The organism is Nocardia sp. CA-135953 (assembly GCF_050955735.1).
In the GTDB taxonomy this organism is placed as follows: Bacteria; Actinomycetota; Actinomycetes; order Mycobacteriales; family Mycobacteriaceae; genus Nocardia.
The window spans coordinates 2,119,098-2,144,524 of the sequence record NZ_CP192082.1 but is presented as its reverse complement, the minus strand read 5'-3'; the positions used below and the strand labels follow the sequence as shown (position 1 = coordinate 2,144,524).

At 64.4% G+C, this 25,427-nt stretch carries 20 protein-coding genes; 8 read left to right on the top strand and 12 right to left on the bottom strand.

Annotated elements, in window-relative coordinates:
* Positions 1-17 precede the first annotated feature (17 nt).
* A complete protein-coding gene (locus ACQPXH_RS09855; RefSeq protein WP_433602012.1) occupies positions 18-1,031 on the top strand; it encodes a Gfo/Idh/MocA family protein in 1,014 nt (337 codons plus the stop codon).
* 694 nt (positions 1,032-1,725) lie between these two features.
* Here ACQPXH_RS09855 and ACQPXH_RS09850 read toward each other — a convergent pair.
* The 3 genes from ACQPXH_RS09850 to ACQPXH_RS09840 form a co-directional block, all read right to left on the bottom strand.
* On the bottom strand, positions 1,726-3,765 hold the full coding sequence (locus ACQPXH_RS09850) for a TerD family protein (RefSeq protein WP_433602011.1): 2,040 nt from the start codon (positions 3,763-3,765) through the stop codon (positions 1,726-1,728).
* 676 nt (positions 3,766-4,441) lie between these two features.
* On the bottom strand, positions 4,442-5,218 hold the full coding sequence (locus ACQPXH_RS09845) for an NgoMIV family type II restriction endonuclease (RefSeq protein WP_433603395.1): 777 nt from the start codon (positions 5,216-5,218) through the stop codon (positions 4,442-4,444).
* A 36-nt stretch (positions 5,219-5,254) separates the two neighbouring features.
* Positions 5,255-5,668 carry a very short patch repair endonuclease gene (locus ACQPXH_RS09840; protein WP_433602010.1) on the bottom strand — a complete coding sequence of 138 codons (414 nt, stop codon included), beginning with the start codon at positions 5,666-5,668 and terminating at the stop codon, positions 5,255-5,257.
* 185 nt (positions 5,669-5,853) lie between these two features.
* Here ACQPXH_RS09840 and ACQPXH_RS09835 point away from each other — a divergent pair, with 185 nt between their 5' ends.
* Positions 5,854-7,134, top strand: coding sequence for a DNA cytosine methyltransferase (locus ACQPXH_RS09835; protein ID WP_433602009.1), 1,281 nt, complete (start codon positions 5,854-5,856; stop codon positions 7,132-7,134).
* A 567-nt stretch (positions 7,135-7,701) separates the two neighbouring features.
* Here ACQPXH_RS09835 and ACQPXH_RS09830 read toward each other — a convergent pair.
* A complete protein-coding gene (locus ACQPXH_RS09830) occupies positions 7,702-8,163 on the bottom strand; it encodes a nitroreductase/quinone reductase family protein (RefSeq protein ID WP_433602008.1) in 462 nt (153 codons plus the stop codon).
* 180 nt (positions 8,164-8,343) lie between these two features.
* Between ACQPXH_RS09830 and ACQPXH_RS09825 the strand changes: the two genes are divergently transcribed.
* Together ACQPXH_RS09825 and ACQPXH_RS09820 are read left to right on the top strand one after the other, a co-directional pair.
* On the top strand, positions 8,344-8,895 hold the full coding sequence (locus ACQPXH_RS09825) for a TetR/AcrR family transcriptional regulator (RefSeq protein WP_433602007.1): 552 nt from the start codon (positions 8,344-8,346) through the stop codon (positions 8,893-8,895).
* Between the two features lie 748 nt (positions 8,896-9,643).
* Positions 9,644-9,943 carry a hypothetical protein gene (locus tag ACQPXH_RS09820; RefSeq protein WP_433602006.1) on the top strand — a complete coding sequence of 100 codons (300 nt, stop codon included), beginning with the start codon at positions 9,644-9,646 and terminating at the stop codon, positions 9,941-9,943.
* Between the two features lie 424 nt (positions 9,944-10,367).
* Here ACQPXH_RS09820 and ACQPXH_RS09815 read toward each other — a convergent pair whose 3' ends face one another.
* The 6 genes from ACQPXH_RS09815 to ACQPXH_RS09790 all read right to left on the bottom strand — a co-directional run bounded on the left by ACQPXH_RS09815 (position 10,368) and on the right by ACQPXH_RS09790 (position 18,078).
* The gene (locus ACQPXH_RS09815) at positions 10,368-11,339 is read right to left on the bottom strand and encodes an acyl-CoA thioesterase (RefSeq protein WP_373864767.1); all 972 of its coding nucleotides are present in this window, start codon (positions 11,337-11,339) and stop codon (positions 10,368-10,370) included.
* A 145-nt stretch (positions 11,340-11,484) separates the two neighbouring features.
* A complete protein-coding gene (locus ACQPXH_RS09810; RefSeq protein ID WP_433603394.1) occupies positions 11,485-12,681 on the bottom strand; it encodes an alkane 1-monooxygenase in 1,197 nt (398 codons plus the stop codon).
* A gap of 272 nt (positions 12,682-12,953) precedes the next feature.
* On the bottom strand, positions 12,954-14,276 hold the full coding sequence (locus ACQPXH_RS09805) for a lipase family protein (RefSeq protein WP_433602005.1): 1,323 nt from the start codon (positions 14,274-14,276) through the stop codon (positions 12,954-12,956).
* A gap of 247 nt (positions 14,277-14,523) precedes the next feature.
* The gene (ilvC, locus tag ACQPXH_RS09800; protein WP_433603393.1) at positions 14,524-15,525 is read right to left on the bottom strand and encodes a ketol-acid reductoisomerase; all 1,002 of its coding nucleotides are present in this window, start codon (positions 15,523-15,525) and stop codon (positions 14,524-14,526) included.
* A 124-nt stretch (positions 15,526-15,649) separates the two neighbouring features.
* On the bottom strand, positions 15,650-16,153 hold the full coding sequence (ilvN, locus tag ACQPXH_RS09795) for an acetolactate synthase small subunit (protein WP_433602004.1): 504 nt from the start codon (positions 16,151-16,153) through the stop codon (positions 15,650-15,652).
* Entirely contained in the window at positions 16,150-18,078 is a 1,929-nt protein-coding gene (locus ACQPXH_RS09790) for an acetolactate synthase large subunit (RefSeq protein ID WP_433602003.1), read from the bottom strand. Before ACQPXH_RS09790 ends, ilvN begins: the two co-directional genes overlap by 4 nt.
* Positions 18,079-18,409: 331 nt before the next feature.
* Between ACQPXH_RS09790 and ACQPXH_RS09785 the strand changes: the two genes are divergently transcribed.
* From ACQPXH_RS09785 to ilvD, 3 genes are all read left to right on the top strand, one after another.
* Positions 18,410-19,105, top strand: coding sequence for a PH domain-containing protein (locus ACQPXH_RS09785; RefSeq protein WP_433602002.1), 696 nt, complete (start codon positions 18,410-18,412; stop codon positions 19,103-19,105).
* Positions 19,106-19,156: 51 nt separating this feature from the next.
* Entirely contained in the window at positions 19,157-19,375 is a 219-nt protein-coding gene (locus ACQPXH_RS09780; RefSeq protein WP_433602001.1) for a hypothetical protein, read from the top strand.
* Positions 19,376-19,439: 64 nt separating this feature from the next.
* A complete protein-coding gene (ilvD, locus tag ACQPXH_RS09775) occupies positions 19,440-21,281 on the top strand; it encodes a dihydroxy-acid dehydratase (protein WP_433602000.1) in 1,842 nt (613 codons plus the stop codon).
* 380 nt (positions 21,282-21,661) lie between these two features.
* On the opposite strand, the gene ACQPXH_RS09770 is transcribed toward ilvD, so the two are convergent.
* A complete protein-coding gene (locus tag ACQPXH_RS09770; protein ID WP_433601999.1) occupies positions 21,662-22,552 on the bottom strand; it encodes a DoxX family protein in 891 nt (296 codons plus the stop codon).
* 111 nt (positions 22,553-22,663) lie between these two features.
* Between ACQPXH_RS09770 and ACQPXH_RS09765 the strand changes: the two genes are divergently transcribed.
* Entirely contained in the window at positions 22,664-23,770 is a 1,107-nt protein-coding gene (locus tag ACQPXH_RS09765) for a PQQ-dependent sugar dehydrogenase (RefSeq protein ID WP_433601998.1), read from the top strand.
* Positions 23,771-23,855: 85 nt separating this feature from the next.
* On the opposite strand, the gene gatB is transcribed toward ACQPXH_RS09765, so the two are convergent.
* The gene (gatB, locus tag ACQPXH_RS09760; RefSeq protein ID WP_433601997.1) at positions 23,856-25,361 is read right to left on the bottom strand and encodes an Asp-tRNA(Asn)/Glu-tRNA(Gln) amidotransferase subunit GatB; all 1,506 of its coding nucleotides are present in this window, start codon (positions 25,359-25,361) and stop codon (positions 23,856-23,858) included.
* Positions 25,362-25,427 lie beyond the last annotated feature (66 nt).

Below are 25,427 nucleotides of genomic sequence, written 5' to 3'. Positions count from 1 at the left end.
CACCCGAAGGAGAGCCGATGACATCTGCACTCACGATAGGGCTGGCCGGTGTCGGCCGTATCGGCACCTCCCACGCCGAAACGCTGAAACACCTGCCCGGTGTCGACACCGTCATCGTCGCGGATGCCGACGCCGAGCGTGCCTACGCCGCTGCGGGAAAGTTCGGCGTTCAAGCCGTCTCCGATATCGATGCCCTATTCGCCGCTCCCCTTGACGGCCTTGTGATCGCGACCGCGACCGACTCCCACCCCGAACTCATCACCCGCGCCGTCGACGCGGACATCCCCGTCTTCTGCGAAAAGCCGGTAGCCGCCGATATCCGAGGCACCCTCGACGTCATCACCCACCTCGAAAACTCCACCGTCCCAGTCCAAATCGGCTTCCAACGCCGCTTCGACGCCGGCTACCGCGCCGCCCGTGATGCCATCGCCTCCGGTTCCCTCGGCTGGCTGCACACCTTGCGCGCGACCACGCTGGACCCGTCGCCCCCACCGGCCGAATACATTCCGCGTTCCGGAGGTTTGTTCCGCGACTGCGGGGTGCACGATTTCGACATAATCCGATGGGTTACCGGCCGCGAAGTGGTCGAGGTCTATGCCACCGGCGCCAACCGAGGTGAACAATTCTTCGCCGATGCCGGAGACGTAGACACCGCAGCGGTGCTGCTGCGCCTCGACGACAACAGCCTCGCAACCGTCTCCCTCAGCCGCTACAACGGCGCAGGCTACGACGTCCGTCTAGAAGCCCTCGGCTCCCGCGGCAATGCCGTCGTCGGCCTGGACGACCGGTCACCGTTGACTTCCGTCGAACCCGACTATGCCCCTTCGCTATACCCCGCCTACCCCGGCTTCATGGAACGCTTTCGTCGGGCGTACACTGACGAGCTCACGGCATTCCTCTCCGTGGCATCTGGTGAATTCGCCAACCCCTGCACACCCGCCGACGCACTCGAAGCGTTCTACATCGCTGAGGCATGCGAACTTTCGCGACACGAGAACCGGCCAGTCGCCGTGGCCGAAATCCGCCGCTGACCGACCCGCCCCGCTACCAGCCGCACCAGGTCACAGCCAACTGGACCGACGATCACGGGAATCCATGGCGGCATCGCCCGAGAAGCCCCCCGCCACTAGTGCCACCTGATCTTGATCCGGCGAGTCGCTCGGGGGCGACCTCGCTCACAGCGCTGCCATAGACCACCGAAATACCCACGGCGAGAATGACAAGGCCCCCCCGCAAGAACCTCCCCGCAAGTGCGCCCGAGCCCAGCGCGCCAACCGCCACTTCGACGCCCGAACCCTATTGAAGTCAACCGGCTCGGTAGATCCTGCCCTCGCTGAAATGCCGAACGACAGTCAGACACCACCGCCGCCGCGCGTGCCGCCAAATCCTGCTTCATCGGGCGACAACCTCCCCACCGACGCCTACTTCACCACTCGCTCCCGCTCCACCCGCCTCTCCCAAATCTCCACCCGCCTAATGACTTCCGGCGTTTTCTTCCTCCTGCTAGGGAGTAGCGGCTCTCGTCCTTGCCGCATGGCTGCACAAACACGCCAACAACTGGCGCGGTCTCTCGGTATCACGCTTGCCGCCGCGCACCCGTGAGAGTGGGCGACATCAGGAGCCGTTAGGTCCAGACCTCGTTCGAGAAGTCGGTTCCAGCCGGGCCGCTGAAGACAACGTCGATGTCAGGGGGTCGTCGCAGCGATGTTGATGTCGCCCGCACGGTCACATATCGGCTGCCACCGCAGCTTCCGGCGGGGAGAGATCCGGCTGCTTCGGCGCCGCCGGTACCCATCCACGCAGCGGTTGGATCACCGCCCCGTAGAACGAGTCGGTCGCCGAGGTGACGCTGGTGATGAAGCTCGCCGCCGTCCCGGATCGCCGGTTGCCCATCGGGAAGGTCTGCTCGAGTGAGAAGGACACGATAGTGCCGACGCGTCCACCCGTAAGCACTTTGGCATCCGCGCGCACCTTTTCGAGGTGCTCACACGCTTCATTGCCTCGCTCCGAGAACACCGCTTCGACCTGAACATCGCCTGGTGCGTCCACAAGTTGCTTGAGCAACCACGACACCCGGCGACCAGATGTGCCTTCGTTCGGCGCGGCGAGTGTCGTACAACAGCGAACCTTGTTGGTTCGAATATCCGCGATCACGACCAGATCCCCTGCAGTGTCAGGAATCCGCAGCACAGCCTCGAATGTTCCGTCCGCGGCCAGCCGCGCTGTAACGGCTGCGCTTCGAGCGATCCGGTCGGTGAGGTGTCGCCGGGACAGGACGTGCTTGACTGTCACACCGAGTTCAGAGGTCAGCCGCAGCGCCAGATGGCGTGACAGGGACACCCACGAATCGGCGACCATCAACGCCTTCTGGTCGCTCGCACGCAATGTACCCGCCGTGACCGCGTCGCGAACAGCAACCCAGTGGCGCCCCATGTCGACGAACTCGACGGCACCCGACCGAGGATGGTCGAGGTATCGCAGGAACTCACTCAATAACCACACCTGTAAGTCGTCCTCGACACCACCGTGCGAGAGCAACATTCGCGCCTCGTGTGCCACTTCCGCCCACGACAAGTGGCGCAGGGCGACCTTCGTCAGCTTGCGGCGGTCGACCTCTACCGGAAGTTCACCCGCGCTGGCCGGCACATCGTTCGACAGGCTGACCACCGCGTCGTACTTCTTCCGACGCGCCACATCGAGGTAGCTCTCGAGTTGATCGCGCCTGAGCTTGCCGTTACCGGTCTTGACCTCGAGCAGACCAGTCCAAATCCGACTTCCCCGAACTACCTTCAGCACCGCGTCCGGGATGACCTTCGATTCGCCCCGCTCGTATTGAACTTCGACATATCCCTCGAAAGCGCCTACCGGAGCACCTATCCTCGCGCACAAGGCTCGAGCGAATGGACGCACGACCTGCATCGTGGCGATCAGCGCCGCGGTAGCGCGCTTCTCCTGCTCCTCGCCGGCACCGACTCCGAACACTGAGAACAATCGAGCCGGTTGCCAGTTGTCGCCCTCAGCGAGCTTGAACTCTATCGGCTTGGCCTTCTTCGCCACCCGCTTGGCGGTTCGCACGCCGCGAGTCCGTACGGTGGTACTCGGCTCGTTCTGTGGTGCTCGCTCGTGGATCGGCGCCGCGATGTCGACGGAACCGACACCCTGAGCGACAACCGGCTCCAGCTCGCTCGCCGGTTCCGCACCCAGCGGGGTAATGGACGGATCGGGATCCTCATCTTCATCGATGTCGACGCCGAAATCCGTTGCCAGGCCCGCTAATCCAGAATCCCAGCCTTGCCCTACCGCCCGCACCTTCCACTCGCTGCCCCGGCGGTACACCTCGCCGAACACGAACGCCGACTCGGAAGTGGCATCAGCAGTGACGTACTCAGCCAAGATTTTGCCCGCTGCATCAACGACGCGGAGCGCAAGTTTGCCGAGGTCCCCAAATGTTCCACTGCCGACGCTACCGGCAAGCGCCACTGTGTGAACATTGTCCGGAACAGCCGATAATTCGATCGCGATCCTGGCCTGCGCACCCTCCTCGGTTGCGCTTGTACCCAGGAATCGCACTGAACCGTCCGACGATTCCGGCTGGTTGTAGAAGACGAAATCACTGTCGGAGCCGACCTTTCCGCCCGCGCCTAGCAGTAGGGCGGATGCATCGACCTCAATCTCCGACTCCACCCACCCGATCACGACATCGACCCGGACGACATCCTCCGGCAATGGCAGATTCTGGCCCTTGATCAGGATCGGAGACGTCACAGCGTTCACCCCTCGACATTCGGTATGCACAGTCACAGATAGAGCTGGGTCAGCCGGTAACGATGCTGTCCCCCATTGCAATCGACGCCACAGATCTGCGGCGATGCTGTACTTTTCGGCCGGGGCGAACCACCTGTTACATGCCGCCAGCGGGCGCGGTGGCGCCATGTCGATCAGCAGCGTGTGGGTGCGCGCGCGGACGCCGAGGATGAGGTCATTCCCTGGGAAATACTCGATAGCATTCGGCGAGGCCTGAAGACCAAGCCGACTGAAAGTACTCCCGCTGTCACGGCGGCTGTGGTGCCGGTCCCCTATCAGGAGGGGGACCGGCACCACAGCCCGGGCAAGCTGCCCTCGTCATTGAGCGCGCCGCTGATTCATTGCATCTAGCATCACCACGAGAAGCAGATCGTTCGACGATCCCGATCTCGCCGCGAGTCCGTCGCGGTCGCCGTCTGCTATGAAGGTAAAGGATCAGACATATGTCGGCGCAAAGAATTTGAGCATCGGGCATCATCGCCCGAGTCTGCGCTCCCAGTGGTGTTTGGGCCGACTTAGGAGGTAGGTATGGTTATCACCTCTAGCGCGGATTGGGCCGGCATCCACTGACTGTCACCGACGCGTGTAAGCAGATGCGTACGGCAAACCCGCCCGCAGGGATCGCGCAGAAGCGGAATCACCAGTCAACCAATGACCTGGCCAAGTTCCGAAAGTCGAGTAGCCGCCCCTGCTTGGTTACTTCCTCCCACGCAGACTGTTGTTCCGAACTACCGTGTGCAGCAACAGCATCGGCCAGTTCGTCGTAGGCGATGTGATACGTCGCATCGACCTCACCCGTTCCACGTGCGATTGCAGCAAGCCGAGTCGGAAGTGGTTCGGCTGTCACAGTCACCAGATGAGGCAAGCGTCCGCGCCTATGTCTGATCATGTTGCTGTTCTCGTGGCGAATGTTCTGAACTCGGTCCGATCGGATCGTCCACTTGCACGCGATCGCGGCATGCAGCCACACATGCTCTGTCCTGGTTGGTGTTCCGCGTAATCCAACAAGCACATCAGGCTTGATCAGGTAGTCAGTACCGAGCGTCACCCGGAGATTCGGATCTTGTGCGATCGCTGCGTCCACACCAGCCAGATGCTGGTATTGGGCGTACCTGACGATGCTCTGCCCGCGAGCAAACTCCCAGTCCCGACGTGGGTCCATCGCCGGCATTTGGGTGGACAAGTTCGCAAGCACTTGCACCTCGAGTAGCCCGCCCGGGTTTGCCGGCGGCACAACAGGTTCTACGTTGGCCATGTTTGGGTTCGGGTCACCTAGCCGCTCGAGGACATGCGCTGCCAACCGTAAGCTCGTTGCGTTGTCGATGTCAGCAGAGTTCGGAACCCAATTCCAGCCCAGCTTGTTTTTCTTGCTCGGCTTCCAGCCCAGCAACTCCGTTCTAAAGGATTCTCCCACAACCGGCAAATTTAGCTCGTTCGGAGCGTCTCTCGATCAACTTCCCATCGATCCCATATGATCGCTCACATGTTCGGATCCGTCCCTCAAGACGCTGGTGACTGCGGTCACAGCATTCTCCAGAGTCTCGTGCTCCCACAGGCGGATCACCTGCCAACCCGCTTCCGCCAGAGCAACATCCGCAGCGCGGTCGCGTTCAACGTTCCGGCGAAGCTTTGGCGTCCAATACCATTCGTTGGTCGTCGGCTGGCGGCCGTGCTCGGGGCAAACATGCCAGAAGCAGCCGTCCACAAACACCGCGACCTTACGAGCCGTGAAGACGATGTCGGGCCGGACCTTCATCAATCCGAGGTCGAGCCTGAGGTCCTTGCGATACCGATACCCCAGCCGATGCAGCGCGCTTCGCAAGGCAATCTCCGGCTTGGTGCCGGAGCGGCGGTTGGCTTGCATGTTCCGAGAACGCCCCTCGTTGAGAGGGGCGGGGTAGAGGCCCCGTGCGTGGGCCTTCCTCCGGGCTTCTTCCGATCGTCCCTCAGTCACATCTGTCCCAGTTCGAGGCAGGCGGGTGTCTTACGGAAAGATACTCCCGCAGACAGCACTGCTCGACGGTGGTCCCCGGATCGAAAGGCATCAGCGTGACCGAGCTCCGCGTCACAGATAGTTACGCCGACACACAGATCCTCGGGCGGGCTGCGATGACGGATTTGCTGACTTGCGACGACGCGGCAAGGGCAATGACCCACAGCAGCGTATCCAAACGCGCCACTGCGGCGCCTGGGGAGCCCGAGTTCACGTCGATCGAAATCTGCGCTGGCGCAGGCGGGCAGGCCGTCGGCCTGCACCAGGCAGGCTTCAATCATCTGGCGCTGGTCGAGATCGACCAACATGCGGTCAAGACCCTTGAGCTCAACATCGATGACCACGAGTTGTGGGCTTGGGAGAAGGAGCACTGCGACATCCTCGAGGCCGATATCAAGGAATTTGATCCCTACAATGACAACTTCCTGAAGAAGAGCGCTGAGCTCCTACAGCAGCGTCAGCTAGATCTCCTGGCCGGCGGGGTGCCGTGCCCGCCGTTCTCGCATGCGGGCAAGCAGTTGGGTAAGGACGACGACCGCGACCTCTTCCCCCGAATGCTGAAACTGGTCGAGATCCTCAAGCCGCGCGCAGTGATGATCGAAAACGTCCGCGGGATCAAGGACCCGAAATTCTCCGACTATCGCGAATGGATCGGAGCGCAGTTGAAAGGACTCGATTACAACGTCTGCGGATGGGAAATCTTGGAGGCCAGCAACTTCGGGGTACCACAACTTCGGCCCCGTGCCATCCTCATCGCGTTTCGCAACGACGTCATCACAGACCTCAAGTACGAATGGCCCACAGCTACACATGATGATCCGGTCAGCGTCCTAAAAAGCCTCGAACCGTCCATGCGTGAGCGGTTCGAACCCTACTTCAAGGGAGTTCACTCGGAGCGAGCCCATACGGCTTTCGAACAGTGGCGCAAGACAGCACACGATCGCGATGCTGAACTCAAAGGCAAGGGTGGAGGTATTGCGCCTACGCTCGTCGGCGGATCCAAGAAGCATGGCGGCGCCGATCTCGGGCCTAGCCGAGCGAAGACAGCGTGGAAGCAGCTTGGGATCTCGGGCATGGGTGTTGCAAACGACATCGCGACCTGCGCAGAAAAGCAGACCGAAGACCGAGACCTTTTCGGCCCCGGCGGGCCGATGCTTACCGTGCGACAGGCCGCCATCATCCAAGGATTCCCGCTCGAGTGGGATTTCTCAGGTGGAAAGACCGCCCAGTACCGGCAGGTGGGCAATGCATTCCCGCCACCAGTAGCGTGCGCTGTGGGTAAGTCGATCATCGATGTGCTGAAGGCAGCAAGGGAGCGCGACCAGAAGAACTGCTGACCGAACGCTTCAGCTTCCGCCGCATTTGATCCCCATCTGTTCGACCAAGCGCTGCTGACGAGCAGGCCCGCTGCAGAATCGGCACATAACCGAAAGCGGTGGCACGCTCCTCCCTCATGCGTAATCGGGAAGATCTGGTGCTACCGAGTTCGGCTCGCCGGGCTGCCCCGCCGCCACCTACCGGCTCCGATCAGAACGTCTGTGTCGCCACTACGAACAACCTGCACCGAGATGTAGTGCTTCTGGAATCGGGAGACTGAGCAACTCGGCCAGGTGGGCGTGTGTAGCTCCTGAGAGATGATGTAGCCCTTGTCAATGGATTGAGCGCGCTTCGCGCTACCCCGTTCGTTCGTACCGCTTTCTGATCGTCGAGCCGCCTCGCCTCGCCACTGTACGAACGGTGTTGCGTGCACCACCTTTCCCTCTATCACCCGAAACAGCCGATTGACACGTGGCGCTCCGAAGCAGCTACGGCGAATACAAGAACGCTGGCTGACCTCAGCCAGCGACGCAGCTCTCACGATCAAATCCCTAGGCTTTCCCGAAATGGTGCCGCCCTGCCCTTGGTCACAGCGGGCGGAGGCGGACTATGGCGGTGCCTCGGGAGAGGGCTGCGCGGAGGGTAGGGAGGTTTACGGTGCCGTCGGTGTTCAGGTGGATTTTGGCGAAGCGGGCGTGGGTTGGGTTTTGGGTGAGGATTTCGCGGTAGAGGGCGGCGGCTCGGGGTTCGTCGGTTATGACTTCGTGGGCGGCTTGGATGTGGTTGCCGCGCAGGAGGATTCGGACAGGGACGCCCGGAATCAGGTTGTGGCGCCAGGTGGCGGCGGTGCCGATGAGGAGGTGGCCTTCGTATTCGGCGTAGCCGACTGGGTTGACGTATTCGCGGCCGGTTTTGCGGCCGGAGACGGTGATGATGAGGAGTCGTTTGCTGAGTAGGGAGTGTAGTGGGGAGCGGAGGATGAAGCGGACGATGGCGTCGCCGATGCGTTGGATGCGGGATTGGGTGGTGGGAGTTTTGGTGCTGGTCATAGGGATGGCTCCGGTGATCCGATAATTACTGAGTAGATACTCAGAAAATACGCCCGAGTGAGGCATACTGCAAGGGCTGATCGGTGTGAAGAGGAGGTTGCGGTGGCGAAAGCTGCGGATGATGCGCGGGCGACGCGCGGGCAGCGAGGGCGGCCTCCGACGGGGGTGCGAGAGTCGGTTGTGGTTGCGGCGCAGGAGATTTTGCTGGAGGCGGGGGTGGCTCGGTTGTCCACGAAGGAGGTTGCGAAGCGGGCGGGGGTGGCCGAGTCGAGCATCTTTTATCACTTCGGGGATCGAATGGGGTTGTTGCAGGCGGTGATTCAGCGGCATTTGCGGCCGGTGAAGGATGTGCTCGGGGAGGTCGAGGAGGAGCCTGGGTTGCGGGCGGGGCTGGTGGCCCTTGTCGAGGCGTTGGAGGAGTTCTTCCTGGATGCCATTCCGGTGATGGCTGCGGTGCAGTCGGATGTGGAGTTGCGCGCGAAGTATGCGGTGCGCAGTCGGGAATTGGATATCGGGCCGCATCGCGCGGTCGACGCCGTGGTCGCACATCTGTCGATGCCGCACGCCGACCGGCGCGTGTCTGAATCGGTAGATCTGCGAGCTGCCGCTTTACTGCTGGTCGGTGCTGCACATCAGCGGGCGCTGCAACGTCATCTGAGTTCGCCCGATGTGATCGCGGGACTGCCCACAATCGAATCCGTTGTCGATACGGTTATGCCGATCTTTGGCTGATACCTGCGCGCGCAGGCGAACGGTGAAGGATCTCGCGGCAATCGACCGGCAACCGTCAGCGCAGTCGGTCTGGCTGCACACGAGCGGGGCACAGCGACACGGAACTCCTCGAGCGCTCCCTTACACAGTCGTCAGTCGGCGAGGACGTGGCCCGGCATCACCAGTGCCGACCGGTCGACTCTTCACAGTTGACGGGTGTATCGAGCTGTGCTGCAGTCGTATACAACTCACGGTAATGATCGGCCATCGACGCTGATCGCCACCGCCGAGCGAGTGCCCCAGATCCGGATGCAGGCCGACTACACCAATCAGATCGGCCACGGAGCCGATTCCGGGTCTGGGCGACGACCCGCATCGCGCGGGGAGGAGTCGACCGATTACCTCCGCCAACCTGCTTGACGTTGCGACATTCATGCATGGTGATGTGGTTGGCGTAGATGTGGGCGGCGGAGTCGCCGGTGGACCAGGAACGGGCTGGCTCCGGATTGAGCCAATAGGCATGTTTGGCCCGCGAGGACATTGCTTGCACGGCAGGGCGGATTTCCGCTCGATCCCTGAGGCCGACACCCACCGCCTGGGGGGCTCGTCATACCAAAGGATGAATCTCCCTGAAATCGTGTTCGCACCATTGCCATTCGACCGGTCGCGGCCGAGTGTGGACGTGCAAATCGTTGCGTCACCGGGCATCCCCTGCATCCGGCGAGCAACGACGGCGTCCCCGCGGACGCGCAGATAGAAAGGATCCACGGTGTTCTCGAGAACGACTCCTCGCCGATTGACCCGGGTGGCCATGGCCGGCGCCCTCGCCGCAGTCCCGCTGACCGCACTGGCCATACCCGCCTCTGCCGACCCGGCCACCAGCGAACCCGGCGTGACCGAGGTGCGACACCCACACACCAACGATTGGGATTGCGACCGCCCCGGCTTCTTCGACGACTGGGACCACAGCCCCGGCCGTTGGGACGACTGCGATCTCCCGGGTCGCTGGAACGACCCGTGGCGACTCCCCCGCCACCTGTTCCCCCGCGGAACATTCGGCAGCAGCTGATCGAGAGAGACGGCCCGGCACGACAGGTGCCGGGCCGTTGTCATGGATCGGGCACCAACCGCGATTCAGTCACATCCCGCAGTCCAACGGGAGCTCGTGCCGCGAGCTGCGCATCCAGCTCGGACAACCAAACGCTCAGCCACAGCAAATCAAGCCGCGATGGTGGCGCATACGCAGCGTGTATCGCACAGAAGCTAGCCTGTTGCCGAATCGCCAGGCCTGTACGACACCACAATTCGACTGTGCTCGCCGGGATGATGCCAACTCCGAGACTAGAGGGGGACGCAGAAGCTAATTGGACCAGGCACTAGCCCGAGTCCCGATGGTCCGGCCTCAGATGGCCCGGAACACTGTCACCTGGACGATCCGGCCTCACCCAGGCTGGACCAACAACGCGAAGCCGGACACCGGCCCCCACAACGCGTCACGGCATGGGCACCCGGAAATGGTTGGGCTCGGCGTCGGCGGGCACATCACTCGCCTGCGTGAACCGCTCCACCTCGGCACGCAATTCGATGAGATGCCGCGCATGCGCATCGAGCGCCTCGTCCTCCGCGGAAACCGGAACCCATTGGCGCACCGGCCGTGCCTTGCCGTTCTCATCGACCGCGACAACAACCGCGAGACCGTGCGCGGCGAGCGCCGGTTCATCGGAATGCGTATCCGTCGACGTCACGTGCACGCTGACGTGCATACTCCGCGGCCCGGTGTAAATCAGCCGCGCACTCACCTCGACGATATGCCCGATGACAATCGGGCGGTAGAACCGGATGCCGCCGAAATACGACGTAATCACATGCTGCCCAACCCAGTCGGCACCGCAGATATACGCGGCCTCATCGATCCACTGCATGGTGCGACCGCCGTGCACCTTGCCACCCCAATTGATATCCGAAGGCGCGGCCAGGAATCGCAAAATCGACGTCGGCGCCGTACCCGCCGCTGTGTACTGCTGCGCGGCCATCGCCTCCTCGATCCGCTTGCGAACCGAAACCCGCGCTCGCGCTTGCCGATGCCGCTCGAGTTCCAGAATCGACGTCGGATTCCATTGCGGCACTTCGACGGTCCGCCGGTTGTCGTCGATCGCGACGAAGATCGTCAGGCACTGCGCCGTCTGCACCGGCTTGCGTCGCGTGGGATCGGTCGAATAGACGCTGACGAGAATATGCATGCTGGTGCGCCCGGTGTGCACGAGATTCGCATGCAGTTCGACCAATTCACCGACCGCGATCGGACGGTCCAGGTGAATATTGCCGACGTAGGCGGTAACGCAGTAGCAACCGCTCCACTGAGCCGCCGCCGCATAGGCGACCTTGTCGATCCATTCGAGTAGCTTGCCGCCGTCGACCGAACCGGCGATGCCCGCGTCGGCCGGTTTTACCAGAAAGCGGTGGATCGCCTCGGCACGTCGACCGGCCGATGGCGGGCTCGGTACGGAAGTGGGGACAAGTGTGGTGGATGAGATGCTCACGACTCGCGATCTGTTCGGCAGACAATGGTTCCGACTCCGATGTCCCCGAAGACGATAGGCAACCGCGCCGCTACGGGCGAGTAGCCGGCTCCACCGATCCGGCGGTCAGCGCAGGTGTCCGGCGCAAGCGAGCGGAGATGCGGCGACGCTTGGTCCGAGGTTTGGTGTTGATGAGGTCGAGATCACCGCCGTAGTGGGCAAGGACACGGTGGTCCATCACCGCGCGCCAGATCGGCGGGACGGCGGCCAACAGGATCATGCTCGCGTAGCCAGCAGGTAGCTGCGGCGCCTCCTCGGAGCTGCGCAGGGTCTGGTAGCGGCGGCCCGGATTCGCGTGGTGGTCGCTGTGGCGTTGTAGGTGGAACAGGAATATGTTCGTGACCAGACGGTCACTGTTCCAGCTGTCACGCGGGGAGCAGCGCGCGTAGTTGCCATTGCGACCGCGCGGGCGAAGCAGTCCGTAGTGCTCGACGTAGTTCACCGTCTCGAGCAGCCCGGCGCCGATCAGCGCCTGCAGCGCCAGAAACGGGATCACCACGGGCCCGAACAGCACGATCAGCGTGCCGAATAGCGCGACACTCATCGACCAGGCCTGCAACAGATTATTGTCCGAGCAGAACCAGCGCTTTCCCTTGCGGGAAAGGCGTTCACGCTCCAAAACCAGAGCCGAGCGGAAGCCGCCGAGCATAGTGCGCGGCAGGAACTCCCACAGTGATTCGCCGAATCGGGCACTGGCCGGATCTTCCGGCGTCGCGACGCGCACGTGATGGCCGCGGTTGTGCTCGACGAAGAAGTGCCCGTATCCCGATTGCGCCAGTGCGATTTTCGCCAGCCAGCGTTCGAGGTGCTCGACTCGATGGCCGAGTTCGTGGGCGGCGTTGATTCCGATGCCCGACACGAACCCGAGCGTCACGGCCAAACCCAGCTTGTCGGATATGCTCAGCGCCGGTCTCGCCCAGAGATATCCCGCGATGAGCAGGCCGATGAACTGGAGCGGCAGGAAAAGGTAAGTGCACCACCGGTAGAAGCGATCGTTGGACAAGGACTCGTAATCCTCGTCGCGCGGATTGCTCCCGTCAGTCCCTATCGCCCAGTCCAGCAGCGGGATCACCACGAGCACGATGATCGGGCCGATCCACCAGAATATCTCCAGGCCGGTATGGACCACGAGTTGCGAAGGAAGTACTGAGCAAGTCGGAGCGATCAACCCCAGTATCCACAGATACCGTTTGGGGTCACGTCTTTCCGTTTTCTCGAAGATCGACATAGGTGCCTCGAGCCTCCAACAGAACAACACTGACAGGGGGTGGGGCCGCCGAAATCCGTTGCGGTAATACTGTCGCTCCAGAATAGCTGTGCCCGCGCCGACTGCCAGCAATCTGTCGAAAACCACCTTCTGACCTAACGAATTTCCTGAGCTGAGGAGTGCATCGTCGCCGCGGCCGGCAGATCGAACGCGGTACTCGATTCGCATGCCGGCGGCGGGTTTCGGCCAGGAGCCGACCCGCCGCCGGGCATTACGCACCGAAAATCACCGCGCTACGGCAGCGCCGCGCAATTGGATGGAGCGGGCATACCCGCGAGCCGATCGGTCAACCATTGCTGCGAGGCGAACAGCGACGGGAAGAAGGCGATCACGTGAGTGCCCACGAGTCCGGATGCGGGGGGGATTTCGGCGTTCGATTCCAACTGAACGGGCACTCCGCCACCACACCAACCGGCGGCCACGTCGCGCACCGGCACAAATGGTGCTCCCTGGTCGTTGAGGGCCGAGGCGGCGAGTATCGGAACGGCCGGTGCGCGGGTGCCGATACGCTGCTCGGCGAATGCCGACCGCAACGCCGGGGACCGATCGATAACGGCGGTGAGAGGTTCTCCGCTGGTGGTCCACTCGGACGTGTTCTGATGCTCCTGGGCAAGTCCGACCGGGACTGCGCATTTGCCCAGGGATTCCTGCAGGATCGCCTTGCCGAGGTCGTTGAGTTCGGCGTCCAACTCCGGGCGAGTTTCCGGGTAGTCGGCGGCAATTCCGTTGAGTATCCAGGCGATTGCCGGTGCGAAATCGGCGCGACCGTCGTTGTATCCGATGAAGTATTCATCGTCCACCACCGGCCCACCGACGTAGGCGCCGCGCACATTCAGATCGGGGGCATAGCTCGATTGCAGTTCGGCCGCACCCGCGGAGGCCATACCGCCCTGCGAATAACCGTAGAGAATGACCGGCGTGCCGGGGTTGAGACCGGAGCCGGGCAATTGCAGCGCGGCGCGCGCGGAGTCCAGTACCGCGTAGGCCTGCGCTTTCCGGTTCAGATAGTCGTGCACATCGGGCGTGCCGAGGCCGTGATAGTCGGTCACCACTACGGCCATACCACGATTGAGCAGCGACCGGATTGCCACCAGATCGTATTCGAAGATTATGTCCAATGGCGGCTGGGCCTGGACGATCTGCGTCATCAGCATCGAGGGCGCGCATTGATCGCCCTGTCCCTTGGTACCACCCGCGTACGCGACCAGTGGCCGCTCGCCCGGACCGGTCCACGGCACGCTCGGCTGCAGATACGTGCCGACAACCGCCGTTCGCGCATCGTGGGTATCACTGCTGACGTACATGAGCCGCGTCGCCGCGGCGGGGACCATTCCCGGCTGCCCGGGCGCCGACATTGCCACCACCGCCGGTTCGGCGCGAACGATGGTGCCCCGCACGTCCGGCAGCGATGGCGGCGGAAGGTAGAAATCGGACTCGGCGACCGGCTGCTCCCCGGCCGGTTGCGTCCATGCATGTGGAGCAGTGACCGTCCCGCCTCCGAGAACAATGAGGGTTCCCGTCAAAGCTGCGGCCAATCCAATTATTCGGCTGCGCACGATTTCTGATCCTTCCTGCGATTTTGGGAGTACCCATGGCAACTAGAATCGGATAGAGACGTTATCTCCAGGAAGATCGGTTTTCGGTGAATCCCGACCAGAATCGCCGATCTGCGATAGCCTCGAATGCCGCAAACACCGAAGTCCACCTCGGTGTTGCTTCGCGAATCTTCGATTGCGCCCAGCCGAAATAACAGTGGCCCACCCCGACGAATCGGGATGGGCCACACTGTGCTGTTCGCGCGTATTACGCGGTTTCGGTGATCGGCCGGTCGACCCAGCTCATCAGGCCGCGCAGCTTGGCGCCGGTGACCTCGATCGGGTGCTCGGCATTGGCCTTGCGCAGCGCCTCGAGCTCCTTGTTGCCGCCCTCGACATTGGCGACGAGACGCTTGACGAAGGTGCCGTCCTGGATGTCGCGCAGGATGTCCTGCATGCGCTTCTTGGTGTCGGCGTCGATGACCCGCGGACCCGACAGGTAGCCACCGAATTCGGCGGTGTCGGAGACCGAGTAGTTCATGCGGGCGATGCCGCCCTCGTACATCAGATCGACGATGAGCTTGAGCTCGTGCAGCACCTCGAAGTACGCCATCTCCGGCGCGTAGCCCGCCTCGACCATGACCTCGAAACCGGTCTTGACCAGCTCTTCGGTACCACCACAGAGCACGGCCTGCTCACCGAACAGGTCGGTCTCGGTCTCTTCCTTGAAGGTGGTCTTGATGACGCCGGCGCGGGTGCCGCCGATGCCCTTGGCGTAGGACAGCGCCAGCGCCTGGCCCTCACCCTTCGGGTCCTGCTCGACCGCGATCAGGGCGGGAACGCCCTTGCCGTCGACGAACTGGCGCCGCACCAGGTGGCCCGGGCCCTTCGGCGCGACCATGCCGACGGTCACGTTGGCCGGGGGCTTGATCAGGCCGAAGTGGATGTTGAGGCCGTGGCCGAAGAACAGCGCGTCGCCGTCCTTCAGGTTGGGCTCGATGTCGTTGGTGAAGATCGACGCCTGGGCGGTGTCGGGGGCCAGCACCATGATCACGTCGGCCCACGCGGAAACCTCCGCCGGGGTGCCGACGGTCAGGCCCGCCTCTTCGGCCTTCGGCCGCGACTTCGAACCCTCAGCGAGGCCGACGCGGACCTCGACGCCGGAGTCGCGCAGGCTCAGCGAGTGCGCGTGGCCCTGGCTGCCGTAGCCGATGACAGCGACCTTGCGGCCCTGGATGATCGACAGGTCGGCGTCGTCGTCGTAGAACATCTCGACTGCCACTGTAGGTTCCCTTCTTGTTCTTCTTGTCGAAAGTTGTTTGGTTTCAAGCGGTTCAGCCGGCCAGCCCGCTTTTGGGCCGGCCCAAAGAACACAGCGCGGCCACCGTGGCGAGTTAGCGAGTCGCGGTGATCGACTTGGGTCCGCGGCCTACGGCCACCACACCGGACTGCACGATCTCCCGGATGCCATACGGCTCGAGCATCCGCAGCAGCGCGTCGAGCTTGGACCGGGTTCCGGTCGCCTCGACGGTGAGCGCGTCCGGCGAGACGTCGATCACCTTCGCCCGGAAGAGCGTAACCGCCTCGATGACCTGGGTCCGCACGCTGGCGTCCGCACGCACCTTCACCAGGATCAGTTCGCGGGCGACCGAGGTGTCGGCGTCCTGCTCCACGATCTTGATGACGTTGACCAGCTTGTTGAGCTGCTTGGTGACCTGCTCGAGCGGCAGATCCTCGACCGTGACGACGATGGTCATGCGCGAGATCTCCGGGAGCTCGGTGCCGCCTACCGCCAGCGATTCGATATTGAAGCCGCGGCGAGAGAACAGCGCCGCGACCCGGGCCAGCACGCCGGGCTTATCCTCCACCAGCACGCTGAGGGTGTGAGTCGTACTCACTGTTCGGTCCCCTTGCTCTTGTCGTGCGACATCGCCTCGTGGATGACGGCGGGCTCGGCGGCCTGCTCGTCCTCGTCGAAGAGTGGGCGGATGCCGCGCGCGGCCATGATCTCGTCGTTGCTGGTGCCCGCAGCGACCATCGGCCACACCTGGGCGTCCTTACCGACGATGAAGTCGATCACCACGGGACGGTCGTTGATGGACTGCGCCTCGCGGATCGCGGCCTCCACGTCTTCCTCGCGCTCGACCCGGATGCCGTGGCAGCCGAGGGCTTCGGCGAGTTTGACGAAATCGGGGATGCGCAGGGAGTGCGTGCCCAGATCGGTGTTGGAGTAGCGCTCCTCGTAGAACAGGGTCTGCCACTGACGGACCATGCCGAGGTTGCCGTTGTTGATCAGCGCGACCTTGATCGGCACACCCTCGACGGCGCAGGTGGCCAACTCCTGGTTGGTCATCTGGAAGCAGCCGTCACCATCGACCGCCCACACCTCTTTGTCCGGCGCGCCCATCTTGGCGCCCATGGCGGCCGGAACGGCGTAGCCCATGGTGCCGAGACCACCGGAATTCAGCCAGGTGCGCGGCTTTTCGTACTTGATGAACTGCGCGGCCCACATCTGGTGCTGACCGACGCCGGCACAGTAGACGGCGTCGGGCCCGGCCAGACGGCCCAGCGCATCGATGACGAATTCCGGCGACAGCGAGCCGTCGCTCGGCGTCGTCCAGCCGAGCGGGTAACTCTTGCGGATGCCGTCGAGGTACTGCCACCAGTCGGTGAGGTCCAGCTTCGGCGCGCCGGCGGGGTCGGCCTTCAGTGTTTCGATCAGTTCGACGATCACCTCGCGGCAGTCGCCGACGATCGGGACATCGGCGTGCCGGTTCTTACCGATCTCGGCCGGGTCGATATCGGCGTGGATGATTTTCGCGTCGGGCGCGAAGGAGTCCAGCTGACCGGTGACGCGGTCGTCGAAACGCGCGCCGAGGGTGATCAGCAGATCCGACTTCTGCAGGGCGGCGACGGCGCCGACGGTACCGTGCATGCCCGGCATGCCCATGTTGAGCTGGTGGCTGTCCGGGAAGGCACCGCGTGCCATCAGGGTGGTGACCACCGGGATGCCGGTCAGTTCGGCCAGCTCCAGCAGCTGGGGCGAGGCGTCGGCCTTGATCACGCCGCCGCCGACGTAGAGCACCGGCTGCTTGGACTCCAGGATCATCCGCGCGGCCTCGCGCACCTGCTTACCGTGCGGTTTGGTCACCGGACGGTAGCCGGGCAGCCGCATCTCCGGCGGCCAGCTGAAGGTGGTCTGCGCCTGCAGTACGTCCTTCGGAATGTCCACCAGCACCGCGCCCGGACGACCGGACGAGGCCAGGTAGAAGGCCTCCGCGATCATGCGCGGGATATCGATGCCATCGGTGATGAGGAAATTGTGCTTGGTGATCGGCATGGTGATGCCGGAGATATCGGCTTCCTGGAATGCGTCGGTGCCGATCAGGCCGCGCCCGACCTGGCCGGTGATGGCGACGATCGGAACCGAATCCATCTGCGCGTCGGCGATCGGGGTGACCAGGTTGGTCGCACCCGGACCTGAGGTGGCCATGCAGACGCCGACCTTGCCGGTGGCCTGCGCATAACCGGTGGCGGCGTGCCCCGCGCCCTGCTCGTGCCGGACGAGGACGTGACGGACCTTGGTGGAATCGAAGAGCGGATCGTAGACCGGGAGAATCGCGCCGCCGGGAATGCCGAATACCGTGTCGACGCCGAGCTCCTCGAGGGAGCGGACGACGGACTGCGCGCCGGTGACCCGCTCGGGCGGGACCTGGCGGCGGTTCGCCGCGTTGGTCGGACCGCCAGCGGGCGCGGCCTGCTGATTCGCCGAAGGCGCCGGCCTGCGGGCCGAGGGCCCGGGCCGTGCGGTTGGTGCACTCACCGTCTTCGTTCCTAACTGTTCGTACTAGACCCCGGACAACTGTGCTTGCACGTGGTGCCTTGCGAAGCGGCCACATGCCAGGACTTTGTCCCGAACACAAAAAAGCCCCCGACAGCGCATGGCTGTTCGAGGGTGGCGCGTCGCAACGCGAGCTGACGTATTCGACTCAGGTAGTCAGGCTCAACGCTGGACGCGCCGGCCGATTACGAGCAACTCGTTTCGATTCACGCGCATGACGGTATGTGTGCGCGAGTCGATCAGTCAAACAGGTCTCATTATGTGAGACCGAGCGGGTGCTCGAGTCCGTTCACCATGATGCGAGGATGGTGGTGTGTCATCACCGCATCAGTCCGTGCCACCGGCTAAATCGTCCCACACGCCTGCGGCGGGATCGGAGACGGGTAGTTCGCCGGAACCGACCGAGCCGACGCAGACGGCGCAGGTCATCCGCATTACGCAGATGGCCCACCTCGGTGTGCTCGTACTGCTGCTCTGTGTCTTCTTCGCCTTCGTCGGCTGGCCGATCGGACTGTGGTGGCTGCTACTGCTCCCGGTCGCGGTGGTGGTGTGGATCGAACGCACGCGCACCACGGTGTCCGAGGACGGGCTGGATCTGCGCACGGTATTCGGTTCGCGGCACCTCGACTGGACACAGGTCGCGGGCGTCGGCATTCCCAAGCGCGGGTTCGTGCGTGCCCATCTCACCGATGACACCGAGGTGAAGCTGCCCGCGGTCAGCTACGACCGGTTGCGTGATCTGATCCGCGCGTCGAACGGTCGGATTCCGGATCTGTTCGCGGCGGAGGCGGCGGCCCGAGAGGCGGAGTACGAGGCGCGCAAGAGCGAGGACGAGGCGCAGTCGACCGAGGCCGGGATTGATGAAACCAATGCGGAAACGACCGAGCCCGAGGCCAACGCGGAAGCGGCCGAAGCCGATGCGGAAGGGGCCGGCACCGACGTCGAAGTATCTACCACGGAAATCGCGGCGCGCGACTCCGACACCGACGCGCGCGACTCCGACGACTAGCGGTTCACCAGCGGCGGGGACAGCACCGCCGCCAGGTAGGCTCGCTGCCGGATGCGCGATCCGGTGACCGCGTCGGACGGACAATCCCCGCCCGCACGCACCGGACCAGCGGATACCGACGGTGCCGGAACCGACACGGCCGATGACACCGTCCGCGCCGACGACCACCCTCGCGGCGACACCATCCCGAACCACACACCGATGGCGATCAGTGCCGTCGACCGCCCCGAAATCCCTGCCGCGCGCAGGAGTAACGTGGTCGGTCGCTGAATTCGCTCAGTGAGCGAACTCCGCGCAGTCGCACATCAGCCCCCGCGACCTCCCGAGGATTTACATGCCACCGCTTCGTTCACGGACAACCACCATCGGCCGCAATGCCGCGGGCGCGCGCGCACTCTGGCGCGCCACCGGTATGACCGACACCGACTTCGGTAAGCCGATCGTCGCCATCGCGAACTCCTACACACAGTTCGTACCGGGCCACGTGCATCTGAAGAATGTCGGTGAGATCGTCGCGGACGCGGTGCGCGCCGCGGGCGGTGTACCGCGGGAGTTCCACACCATCGCGGTCGACGACGGTATCGCGATGGGCCACGGCGGCATGCTCTACTCGCTGCCCTCGCGTGAAATCATCGCCGATTCGGTCGAATACATGGCCAACGCACACACCGCCGACGCGCTGGTGTGCATCTCCAACTGCGACAAGATCACGCCCGGCATGCTCAATGCCGCTATGCGCCTGAACATCCCGGCCGTTTTCGTTTCCGGCGGGCCGATGGAGGCCGGTAAGGCCGTGGTCGTCGGCGGTGTCGCACAGGCGCCGACCGATCTGATCACCGCGATCGCGGCCAGCGCCAATATGAATGTCAGCGAGGAAGGCCTCTCCGAGGTCGAGCGCAGCGCGTGTCCGACCTGCGGCTCCTGCTCGGGCATGTTCACCGCGAATTCGATGAATTGCCTCACCGAGGCGCTCGGACTCGCCTTGCCCGGCAACGGATCCACGCTGGCCACCCATGCCGCCCGGCACGCGCTGTTCGAGCGGGCGGGCACCGTGATCGTCGATATCGCGAATCGCTGGTACCGCGAAGACGATGCGTCGGTGCTGCCGCGGAACGTGGCCAATGCCAAGGCCTTCCGCAATGCGATGGCGTTGGATGTGGCGATGGGCGGTTCCACCAATACGGTGCTGCACACCCTGGCCGCCGCGCAGGAGGGTGAGATCGACTTCGATCTGTCGACCATCGAGGAGACCAGCCGCCGAGTGCCGACGCTGTCCAAGGTCTCCCCGAACTCGGACTACCACATGGAGGATGTGCACCGGGCCGGTGGCATTCCGGCCATCCTCGGCGAGCTGCGCCGGGCCGGACTGCTGGAGACCGACGTCACCACGGTGCACACCAAGAGCTTCGACGAATGGCTCGACACCTGGGATATCCGCTCCGGCAAGGCATCCGAGGAAGCCGTCGCACTGTTCCACGCCGCACCGGGCGGGGTGCGCACGACCGAGCCGTTCTCCACGAGCAACCGGTGGTCGTCGCTGGACACCGACGCCGCGGGCGGCTGCATCCGCGATCTCGAGCACGCCTACACCAAGGAGGGCGGGCTGGTCGTGCTGCGCGGCAATATCGCACCCGACGGTGCGGTGCTCAAGACCGCCGGCATCGACGAGGAGCTGTTCACCTTCCAGGGACCGGCCGTAGTGGTGGAGTCGCAGGAGGAGGCCGTTTCGGCGATCCTCGGCAAGAAGATCAAGCCGGGCGATGTGATCGTTGTCCGCTACGAGGGTCCCGCGGGCGGCCCCGGTATGCAGGAAATGCTGCACCCCACCGCATTCCTGAAGGGCGCCGGTCTCGGCAAGGAGTGCGCGCTGATCACCGACGGCCGCTTCTCCGGTGGCACCTCCGGTCTGTCGATCGGCCACATGTCGCCCGAGGCGGCCAGTGGTGGCGCCATCGGCCTGATCGAGAACGGCGACCAGATCCGCATCGACGTCACCACCCGCACCCTCGAGGTGGTCGTCGACGATGCCGTACTGGCCGAACGTCGCGCGAAAATGGAAGCGTCCGAACGGCCTTGGCAGCCGGTCGATCGGGTGCGCCCGGTGACCACCGCGCTGCGCGCCTACGCCGCACTCGCGACGTCCGCCGACAAGGGCGCCGTGCGGCGCGTGCCGTAATCACCCGATACCCGACGGCGTCTCTCGTGCTTGCGTGAGGGACGCCGTTTGCATTCCAGCCAACAGGATTGCGTCCGACCACTGCTGGCTCGACGTTTCGCCGCAGGAGACACGCACTTGCGTCGACCTTGAATCGGCGCGCCGGTGCCGCTGCGAGTAACACGGCTTACGTTCCGACGACATCGCCGTCGAACAGCGGCCCGACTACGGGCACAGTCGGCGATCGCGGACGCATGTGCTCGGCACACGCACTACACGCCAATAGATGACGTCGGCCGGTATCAGCGCTGAGGCGCGGCATCCCTTGTGCCCTACCAGACATCGCCCAAAAGCGAAGGGCGCCCCTCGAAGACGAAGGGCGCCGGTGGAATTGGGCAGGTTTACTCGAACGGGCCGATCCCGGTCAGCGGGTTGCCGCCGTGGAGCCAGTACCAGGTGCCGATGGCGGCGGCCACGGCCAGGATGAGGACTACGAAGGAACCGTAGGCGGGGCGGGTGGCCCAGCCGCGGTTGCGGTCGAAGGACAGGCGGCCGGGTCCGGTCAGCAGCAGGACGACCGCGGTGCCCGCGAGGATGGACTCCAGTTCCACACCACTCTTGACCGAGGACCTGTACTGGAAGCCGGGGATCATGCCCTGCTTCCACAGCCACGCGTCGATGATCACCGCGAGCACCGCACCCGCGGCGAGCGGAGTGGCCAGACCGAGGACGAGCAGTCCGCCGCCGCCGACTTCACCGGCGATGACCAGGATGGTCGAGAGGGTCGCGTGGTCCCAGCCGCCCGAGGCCATCATGTCGCGGGTGTTGTCCAGCCCCTGGCCGTTGAACCAGGTGGTGAGCTTCTGCAGGCCGTGGTAGATGAAGGTGCCGCCGACGACGAGGCGCAGCACGAACAGGCCGAGGTCGAGGGTGCCGCGGCGGGCGTCGCCATTGCGGCGGCGCAGCGGGCGGCTCGGCTCGCCGCCGGATGCGTTCGAGGCGGGCGGGATGCTGGCGTAGGAATAGGACGCGGCTTCGTTCGCCCTGGTCTGTTCACCGACAGAGGGGATCTCCGGATCGAGCCCGAGCTCCTCCTCGGTGCGCGGCACATCCTTGGTCAGTTCGGGGCCGCTCGGGGCGGTATCGGAGGACAGTCTGGGCAGCACGCCGGTGGGTGAATCGTAGGGACTGGTCACGCCACGACCGGTGGACGACACCGCCGACTGCTCATCCGTGGGCGTTGCCGCGCCCTCGGTTTTGGGCACAGATGTGTCTTTGGGCTCTTCGGTCACGGTCGATACCCTATGCGGCCTTGCGCCCGCGTGGGCGGTCTCGGTGCGACGGCGTGTCCGTTTATCGACCCGGAGCGGCATATCGGCCGCGGTTTCCGTAACGTCTGAACCATGAGTTTGGTTGTCGCGGGGCGTATCGCCCTGAGCCTGGCGCTCGGCTCCGTCCTGCTGGTCGGCTGCGCCCGATTCGACGATTCCGCCTCCAGCCCGTTCACACCCGAACCGACCTTCAACCCCGCCGAACCCAAATCGCCGCAGCCGAGCCCCTCGCAGCGCCCGCGCCCGACCGGCCCGTGCATCGATCCGGATCCGAATGTGATCACAACCTGCCTGGATTCCACCGCGGGCATCATCTCGCTCGGCGAGGATGCGCTGGTCACCGAGCGACGCACCGGACGCATATACAAGACCGTCGCGGTGGATCCGAGCGATCCGCAGTCGCCGCCGATTCTGGTCGGCCAGGTCGATGTGGACGGCTCCGGGGACGGCGGCATCTCCGATATCGCCCTCTCGCCGACCTACCGCGAGGACGGACTCATATACGCCTACATCACCACCGCATCCGACAACCGGGTGGTGCGCATCGCGGAGAACGGGCCGCCGAAGACCATCCTCACCGGAATTCCGAAGGGGTCGGTCGGCAATCACGGGGCGCTGGAGTTCATTTCGCCGACCGAACTGTTGGTGCTGACCGGCGATGCGGGCAATCCCGGTCTGGCAAGTGCGCCGTCGTCGCTGGCAGGCAAGGTGTTGCGGATCAAATCGCCGTCGCCGGGAGCCAATGCGGAGGTCGTGGCATCGGGCCTGGGCACGGCGGGCGACCTGTGCGACGACGGTAAGGACAGCGTCTGGATCACCGATCGCACCCCGACCGAGGATCGTCTGCAGCGCCTGGGCCGGGACGGATCGATCACCACCGCGTGGACTTGGCCGGATCGGCCCGGCGTTGGTGGCTGCGCGGCCGGACCCGATGTGGTGGCGATCGCGATGTCGGGGGCGAAGGCGCTGGCGATCGCGAATCCGGATGCGAACACCCACGCGATCACCGCGGCGCCGACATTCACCGTGCAGGACAAATACGGCAGGCTCGGCGGTGCGGCGGCCGGTGCGGACGGCACCATCTGGGCGACCACCGTCAACAATGACGATAATCACGGGCCGTTCGACGATCGGGTGATCAAGATCCCGCCGCCGTCGCAGGGCACCGGGCCGGACTGACCAAGCCGATAGCAAAAGTGGGCGGGTCCTTGGGGACCCGCCCAATTCACATTGGCTCGGCAGGAAACTTCGGTGCGGACCGAATTCAGGCGCAGGCCTCGAGCACGAGTTCGCGCACGCGAGCCGCATCGGCTTGGCCGCGCGTCGCCTTCATGACGTCACCGACGATCTTGCCCGCGGCCTGCACCTTGCCCGAGCGGATCTTCTCGGCGATATCGGGATTGGCCTCGAGTGCCTTCTGCACCTCCGCCTGCAGCGCGGTCTCGTCGCTGACCATGCCGAGGCCCTTGGTCTCGACGATCTTCGCCGGATCACCCTCGCCCGCGAGCACGAAGTCGACAACTTGCTTGGCGACCTTGTTGTTCACCGTCTTCGATTCGACGAGCTTGATCACCTCGGCCACCTGGGCGGGCGCGATCGGCAATTCCTCCAGGGAAACCTCACGCTCCTTGGCCTTTTCGGTGAGGTAGGCGACCCACCACGAGCGGGCCTCGTTGGCCGGAGCGCCCGCATCGACGGTCGCCATGATCAGGTCCAGCGCGCCCGCGTTCACCAGGTCGCGCATGACCTCGTCGGACAATCCCCAGTCGGACTGGATGCGCGCGCGGCGCAGCCACGGGTACTCCGGGATGGTGCCGCGCAGCTGCTCTACCCAATCCTCTGCGGGCGCAACGGGTTCCAGGTCTGGCTCGGGGAAGTAGCGGTAGTCCTCGGCGGTCTCCTTGCGGCGACCGGGCGAGGTGGTGCCGTCGCTCTCGTGGAAGTGCCTGGTCTCCTGCACGATCGAACCGCCGTCGGCGAGAATGGCGGCCTGGCGGCGCATTTCGAAGCGAACCGCGACCTCGACGCTCTTGAGCGAGTTGACGTTCTTGGTCTCGGTGCGGGTGCCGAATTCCGTCGCGCCGATGGACATCAGCGAAACGTTGGCATCGCAACGCAGCGAGCCCTGCTCCATTTTGACGTCGGAGACCTGCAGCGACTTCAGGACCTCACGCAGCGCGGTCACGTAGGCGCGCGCCACTTCCGGTGCCCGCTCACCCGCGCCGGTGATCGGCTTGGTGACGATCTCGATGAGCGGCACGCCGGCCCGGTTGTAGTCCAGCAGCGAGTGACTCGCGCCGTGGATGCGGCCGGTCGAGCCACCGATGTGGGTGGACTTGCCGGTGTCCTCCTCCATATGCGCACGCTCGATCTCGACACGGAAGATACTGCCATCGTCGAGAACCACGTCGAGGTGACCGTTGGTGGCGATCGGCTCGTCGTATTGGCTGATCTGGTAGTTCTTCGGCTGGTCCGGGTAGAAGTAGTTCTTGCGCGCGAACCGGCCCCACGGGGTGATCGCGCAATTCAGGGCCAGCCCGATCCGGATCGCCGACGCCACGGCCTGCTCGTTCACCACCGGCAGCGAGCCGGGCAGACCGAGGCACACCGGGCACACCTGGGTGTTCGGCTCCGCACCGAACTCGGTCGGACAACCGCAGAACATCTTGGTCGCGGTGTTCAGCTCGACGTGAACCTCCATGCCGAGCACCGGCTCGAACCGGTCGATGACATCGGCATAGTCCATCAAGTCGACGGTGGGTGCACTCATAGCGATCAGTCTATTGACCCGCCCGCCGCCCTCGCCAAGCGACCGCACCCGCCGACCGTCGTGTCT